This is a genomic window from Pseudomonas sp. CROZ-RG-20F-R04-15 (genome assembly GCF_022662375.1).
GTDB lineage: Bacteria > Pseudomonadota > Gammaproteobacteria > Pseudomonadales > Pseudomonadaceae > Aquipseudomonas.
Window position 1 is genome coordinate 332,783 of sequence record NZ_JAKNQL010000005.1, and the last position, 6,337, is coordinate 339,119.

Below are 6,337 nucleotides of genomic sequence, written 5' to 3' on the forward strand. Positions count from 1 at the left end.
GCTGTAGAGGGACTGCCAGAAGCAGACCCACTCGGTAGATCATGAGGCGCACATCCGCGCCGACCTGTTACACCCGCAACGCGTTACCTCGCGCTGGGTGGGAAAGGCCCGCAACACTTGGGACGATCCCAATACTTGCTCAGTCAGTGCTGACGTAGTCGGCGACCACCGTCGCTCATGCTCTGCCGAGAAGTAAACCTATTAAGACCCGCCCCTTTTTTGTGGACGGTATTCTGGCGTTTTAGAGGTGAACAACGTGGAGCTTTTATCTGGCGGTGAGATGCTCGTCCGCTTTTTGCGTGACGAAGGCGTCAAATATATCTACGGGTACCCGGGTGGTGCTCTCCTGCATGTTTACGATGCCCTGTTCAAAGAACCGGAAGTGAATCACATCCTGGTTCGTCACGAACAAGCGGCAACCCATATGGCTGATGGCTACGCCCGTGCCACCGGTAAAGCCGGCGTGGTATTGGTGACTTCCGGTCCAGGCGCCACAAACGCCATCACCGGTATCGCCACGGCCTATATGGATTCGATTCCAATGGTGATCATTTCCGGTCAGGTGCCAAGCACCATGGTCGGCACCGACGCGTTCCAGGAAACCGACATGATCGGTATCTCCCGGCCGATCGTGAAGCACAGCTTCATGATCAAGCACGCTTCGGAAATCCCGGAAGTCATGAAGAAGGCCTTCTACCTGGCGCAATCCGGTCGTCCGGGCCCGGTCGTGGTCGATATCCCGAAAGACATGACCAACCCGGCCGAGAAGTTCGAATACATCTTCCCGAAGAAAGCCAAGCTGCGTTCCTACAGCCCGGCCGTTCGCGGTCACTCCGGGCAAATCCGCAAGGCAGCAGAAATGCTTCTGGCGGCCAAGCGCCCAGTGCTCTATTCCGGTGGCGGCGTGATTCTCGGCAACGGTTCCGCACCGCTGACCGAACTGGCAAAAATGCTTAACCTGCCCGTGACCAACACTTTGATGGGCCTGGGCGGTTTCCCCGGCACTGATCGTCAGTTCATCGGCATGCTCGGCATGCACGGCAGCTACACCGCCAACCTGGCGATGCACCACGCTGACGTGATCCTCGCTGTCGGCGCGCGTTTCGACGATCGCGTGATCAACGGCCCGGCGAAGTTCTGCCCGAACGCCAAGATCATTCACATCGACATCGACCCGGCATCGATTTCCAAGACCATCAAGGCCGACGTGCCTATCGTTGGTCCGGTTGAGAGCGTCCTGACCGAAATGGTCGCGATCCTCAAGGAAATCGGCGAGACCCCGAACAAGGAGTCCGTGGCCAGCTGGTGGAAGCAGGTTGATGAATGGCGCGGTGATCGCGGTCTGTTCCCTTACGAAAAGGGCGACGGCAGCCTGATCAAGCCGCAGACCGTGATCGAAACCCTCTGCGAAGTGACCAAGGGTGAAGCCTTCATCACTTCCGACGTGGGCCAGCACCAGATGTTCGCGGCGCAGTACTACACGTTCAACAAGCCGAATCGCTGGATCAACTCCGGCGGTCTGGGCACCATGGGCTTCGGTTTCCCGGCGGCCATGGGCATCAAGTTGAGCTTCCCGGATGACGATGTTGCCTGCGTCACCGGTGAAGGCAGTATCCAGATGAACATCCAGGAACTGTCGACCTGCCTGCAATATGGCTTGCCAGTAAAAATCGTCATCCTCAACAACGGCGTTCTGGGGATGGTTCGTCAGTGGCAGGACATGAGCTACGGCAGCCGTCACTCGCACTCCTACATGGAATCGCTGCCTGACTTCGTCAAGCTGGCTGAAGCCTACGGCCACGTCGGCGTACGCATCACCGAATCGAAAGATCTGAAGTCGAAGATGGCAGAAGCGTTCGCGATGAAGGATCGTCTGGTGATCATCGACGTTTCGGTCGACACCAGCGAGCACGTCTATCCGATGCAGATCAAAGACGGCTCCATGCGCGATATGTGGCTGAGCAAGACGGAGCGTACTTAATCATGCGGCACATTATTTCCTTGCTTCTGGAAAACGAACCCGGCGCTTTGTCTCGCGTAGTCGGCCTGTTCTCGCAGCGCAACTACAACATCGAAAGCCTGACCGTGGCACCTACCGAAGACCCGACCCTGTCGCGTCTGACGCTGACCACCGTTGGCCACGATGAAGTCATCGAGCAGATCACCAAAAACCTGAACAAGCTGATCGAAGTGGTCAAGCTGGTGGATCTGTCGGAAAGTGCTCACATCGAGCGCGAACTGATGTTGGTCAAGGTCAAGGCCACTGGTGCCCAGCGCGCCGAGATCAAACGCACCACCGATATTTACCGTGGACAGATCGTCGATGTCAGTGCCAGCGTGTATACCGTTCAATTGACCGGTACCAGCGACAAGCTCGACAGCTTCATTCAGTCCATCGGCACCGCATCGATTCTGGAAACCGTCCGTAGCGGCGTGACCGGCATTGCCCGCGGCGACAAAGTACTCAGCATCTAAACCAAATTAGCGAATGGCCTGAACGGCCTGGATATAAAGGGGAAATTCATGAAAGTTTTCTACGATAAAGACTGCGACCTGTCGATCATCCAGGGCAAGAAAGTTGCCATCATCGGTTACGGTTCCCAGGGCCATGCCCAAGCGTGCAACCTGAAAGATTCCGGTGTCGACGTTACCGTTGGTCTGCGTAAAGGTTCGGCCACTGTTGCCAAAGCTGAGGCTCACGGCCTGAAAGTGACTGACGTTGCTTCCGCTGTCGCTGCTGCCGACCTGGTCATGATCCTGACCCCAGACGAGTTCCAGTCCTCGCTGTACAAGAACGAAATCGAGCCGAACATCAAGAAAGGCGCCACCCTGGCCTTCTCCCACGGCTTCGCGATCCACTACAACCAGGTTGTTCCGCGTGCCGACCTCGACGTGATCATGATCGCGCCGAAAGCCCCGGGCCACACCGTACGTTCCGAGTTCGTGAAAGGCGGCGGTATCCCTGACCTGATCGCGATCTACCAGGACGCCTCGGGCAACGCCAAAAACGTTGCACTGTCCTACGCTGCCGGCGTTGGTGGCGGTCGTACCGGCATCATCGAAACCACTTTCAAGGACGAGACCGAAACCGACCTGTTCGGCGAACAAGCCGTACTGTGCGGCGGTACCGTTGAATTGGTCAAAGCCGGTTTCGAAACCCTGGTTGAAGCTGGCTACGCGCCGGAAATGGCCTACTTCGAGTGCCTGCACGAACTGAAGCTGATCGTTGACCTCATGTACGAAGGCGGTATCGCCAACATGAACTACTCGATCTCCAACAACGCCGAATACGGCGAGTACGTGACTGGCCCGGAAGTGATCAACGCCGAGTCCCGTCAGGCCATGCGCAATGCCCTGAAACGTATTCAGGACGGCGAATACGCCAAAATGTTCATCAGCGAAGGCGCAACCGGCTACCCTTCGATGACCGCCAAGCGTCGTAACAACGCCGCTCACGGTATCGAAATCATCGGCGAGCAACTGCGCTCCATGATGCCGTGGATCGGTGCCAACAAGATCGTCGACAAAGCCAAAAACTAAGTCGTCGTCCCTTGTATGAAAAAACGCGGCCTCGGCCGCGTTTTTTCGTTTGAGCCGTTGGTTCTGGTATAAAGCTGCAGCGTTTGTGGCCGAACTGTCGTCCTCGAACATCTGTCGAAATTTCTCCAAACCGTTGCAAGGTAATGTCCATGAGCGAACGTCCCGAAGAGCCGAACAAGGCTTCTGACGCCGAAAGCCTGCTGCCCATCGATGAACACATCGAAGAAGGGCACGACGCAGAAGGTCGTAAAGTCCGGCATCGTGGTATCTATCTGCTGCCGAACCTGTTCACCACTGCGAACCTGTTCGCAGGGTTTTACTCCATCATCAACTCCATGAGCGCCCAGGCTGCGTTGAGTGCCGGTGATTCGGCGAATGCGAGCAAGTATTTCGCGTTCGCCGCGATCGCGATTTTCGTCGCCATGGTGCTCGACGGCCTCGACGGTCGTGTCGCGCGCATGACCAATACGCAAAGTGCCTTTGGCGCCGAGTACGACTCGCTGTCGGACATGGTCGCGTTCGGTGTCGCACCGGCGTTGCTCGCCTTCGGCTGGGCGCTGGGTGACATGGGCAAGGTTGGCTGGATGGTCGCCTTCATCTATGTAGCGGGCGCGGCGTTGCGTCTGGCGCGTTTCAACACGCAGGTTGGCACGGCCGATAAACGTTATTTCATTGGTCTGGCCAGCCCGGCAGCGGCCGGTGTAGTGGCGGGGATTGTCTGGGCGTTCAGCGATTACGGGATTCAGGGTTCGAAGATGTCGTTCCTGGTCGCATTGATGGTCGCGGCTGCCGGCATGCTGATGGTCAGCAACATCAAGTACAACAGCTTTAAGGAGCTGGACTTGAAAGGACGCGTGCCGTTTGTGGCGATCCTTGCAGTGGTGCTGGTGTTCGCCGTGGTCTTCAGCGATCCACCGCGCATTCTGCTGCTGGTGTTCCTCGCCTACGCCGCTTCCGGCCCGGTGCAGTACCTGTTGCATCTTCGTCGCCACAAAAAAGCCGAGTGATGTAATTTCCCGCATACTCCGCAGTCTATGGGTGCATCTGTCCTCCAAAGCTGCGGAGTTGTCATGCTGATCAAAATCCCCAAAGCGTCCGACTGCAACGAGTCGGATGTCACGCCTGAATCCATTTATCTCTCTCGCCGCCAATTGTTGGGTGCCACTGCTGTCGGTCTTGCCGTCAGTAGCCTGCCGCGCTGGGCCAATGCCGAGGATGCCGCTCGGTACGCCGATGTCGAGCCTGGCAAAGCGCCTGCATGGTTCAACGACAAGCTGTCTTCTACTAAATGGGGGGCAGTCAACGTCAAGGACGAGGCGATCACACCTTATAAAGATGCCACCCACTACAACAACTTCTATGAGTTCGGTACCGACAAGGGTGATCCGGCGGCGAATGCTGGCTCGCTGAAAACCGAACCGTGGAGTGTGGTGATAGACGGGGAGGTGGGTAAGCCAGGGCGATATGCGCTGGAAGACTTCATGAAACCGTACCAGTTGGAAGAGCGAATCTATCGCCTGCGCTGTGTAGAAGCGTGGTCGATGGTTATTCCGTGGATCGGTTTTCCGATCTCGGCGCTGCTTAAACAAGTCGAGCCGAACGCCAATGCCAAGTACATCCGCTTTGAGACCTTGCAGGATCCCAAGACCATGCCGGGGCAACGCTCTGGGTTTGCTTTGATCGACTGGCCTTATGTAGAAGGCTTGCGCCTGGATGAGGCGATGAATCCATTGGCCATTCTGGCGGTAGGCATGTATGGCCGCGAGTTGCCGAATCAGAATGGCGCGCCGCTGCGTTTGGTGGTGCCGTGGAAGTATGGCTTCAAGAGTGTTAAATCCATCGTGCGTATCAGTCTGGTCAGTGAGCAGCCGAAAACAACCTGGCAAAGCATCGCGGCAGATGAGTACGGCTTTTACGCAAATGTGAATCCAACCGTTGATCACCCACGCTGGACGCAGGCGCGGGAGCGGCGTCTGCCGAACAGCCTGTTCAAGCCGAACGTACGCGATACGCAGATGTTCAATGGCTACTCAGATGAAGTCGCTTCTTTATATACAGGGCTCGATCTGCGGAAGAACTACTGATGCGATTTCCGTTCTGGCGTATAGGCGTTTTCATTGCGGCGGCGATCTGGCCGATGCTCTGGTTGTATCAGGCACTTGGGGATTTGCTCGGGCCGGACCCCGGCAAAGTGTTGGTCGATCGGCTGGGGTTGGGAACACTGGTGTTGTTGTTGATCACCCTGAGCATGACGCCGCTGCAGAAACTCACCGGTTGGGCGGGGTGGATTGCGGTTCGCCGGCAGTTGGGGCTTTGGTGTTTTGCCTATGTGGTGTTGCACCTGTGTAGCTATATGGCATTTATCCTGGGGTTCGATTGGTCGCAGCTGGCGGTGGAGCTGCGCAAGCGGCCTTACATAATAGTCGGGGCGCTGGGTTTTCTTGGACTGCTGGCATTGGCGGTGACGTCCAATCGCTACAGTCAGCGTCGTTTGGGGCTGCGTTGGAAGAAGCTGCACCGCCTGGCGTACGTGATTCTGGGCTTGGGTTTGCTGCATATGCTGTGGATCGTGCGCGCCGATCTTGAGGAATGGGCGGTCTATGCCTCTATAGGGGCAGTGCTTCTGATGCTGCGTATTCCGCCGGTGACGCGTCGTATCCCGCGTTTGCTGGCTAAAAAGCAGGTTTTGCAAGAAAAGCGAAATTAACGGTTGACGGCAGATTCAGGATGTCTATAATTCGCCCCACTTCCGGCGCAGTCGAAACGGAAAACTCCTTGAGATTCAATGAGTTATGTG

Annotated in this window: 6 protein-coding genes; all 6 read left to right on the forward strand. The window is 56.8% G+C overall.

Going from position 1 to position 6,337, the window contains the following annotated elements; translation table 11 throughout:
* Positions 1-256: 256 nt before the first annotated feature.
* The 6 genes from L8H52_RS11090 to msrQ all read left to right on the forward strand — a co-directional run bounded on the left by L8H52_RS11090 (position 257) and on the right by msrQ (position 6,247).
* Positions 257-1,981, forward strand: coding sequence for an acetolactate synthase 3 large subunit (locus L8H52_RS11090; protein WP_242207055.1), 1,725 nt, complete (start codon positions 257-259; stop codon positions 1,979-1,981).
* A 2-nt stretch (positions 1,982-1,983) separates the two neighbouring features.
* Entirely contained in the window at positions 1,984-2,475 is a 492-nt protein-coding gene (gene ilvN, locus L8H52_RS11095; RefSeq protein ID WP_003176102.1) for an acetolactate synthase small subunit, read from the forward strand.
* A 48-nt stretch (positions 2,476-2,523) separates the two neighbouring features.
* Complete coding sequence (gene ilvC, locus L8H52_RS11100; protein WP_003228216.1) at positions 2,524-3,540, forward strand: ketol-acid reductoisomerase; 1,017 nt, start codon at positions 2,524-2,526, stop codon at positions 3,538-3,540.
* 149 nt (positions 3,541-3,689) lie between these two features.
* Positions 3,690-4,547 (forward strand): CDP-diacylglycerol--serine O-phosphatidyltransferase, encoded by an 858-nt coding sequence (pssA, locus tag L8H52_RS11105; protein ID WP_016983477.1) that lies wholly within the window; start codon positions 3,690-3,692, stop codon positions 4,545-4,547.
* A gap of 63 nt (positions 4,548-4,610) precedes the next feature.
* Positions 4,611-5,624 carry a protein-methionine-sulfoxide reductase catalytic subunit MsrP gene (gene msrP, locus L8H52_RS11110; RefSeq protein WP_242207056.1) on the forward strand — a complete coding sequence of 338 codons (1,014 nt, stop codon included), beginning with the start codon at positions 4,611-4,613 and terminating at the stop codon, positions 5,622-5,624.
* The gene (gene msrQ, locus L8H52_RS11115) at positions 5,624-6,247 is read left to right on the forward strand and encodes a protein-methionine-sulfoxide reductase heme-binding subunit MsrQ (protein ID WP_242207057.1); all 624 of its coding nucleotides are present in this window, start codon (positions 5,624-5,626) and stop codon (positions 6,245-6,247) included. The genes msrP and msrQ overlap by 1 nt, the downstream gene beginning before the upstream one ends.
* Positions 6,248-6,337: the final 90 nt, after the last annotated feature.

Excerpts from the sequence above, each read along its gene's own strand:
- ilvN (WP_003176102.1), top strand. The coding sequence starts at position 1,984 with ATGCGGCACATTATTTCCTTGCTTCTGGAAAACGAACCCGGCGCTTTG.
- ilvC (WP_003228216.1), top strand. The coding sequence starts at position 2,524 with ATGAAAGTTTTCTACGATAAAGACTGCGACCTGTCGATCATCCAGGGC.
- pssA (WP_016983477.1), top strand. The coding sequence starts at position 3,690 with ATGAGCGAACGTCCCGAAGAGCCGAACAAGGCTTCTGACGCCGAAAGC.
- msrP (WP_242207056.1), top strand. The coding sequence starts at position 4,611 with ATGCTGATCAAAATCCCCAAAGCGTCCGACTGCAACGAGTCGGATGTC.
- msrQ (WP_242207057.1), top strand. The coding sequence starts at position 5,624 with ATGCGATTTCCGTTCTGGCGTATAGGCGTTTTCATTGCGGCGGCGATC.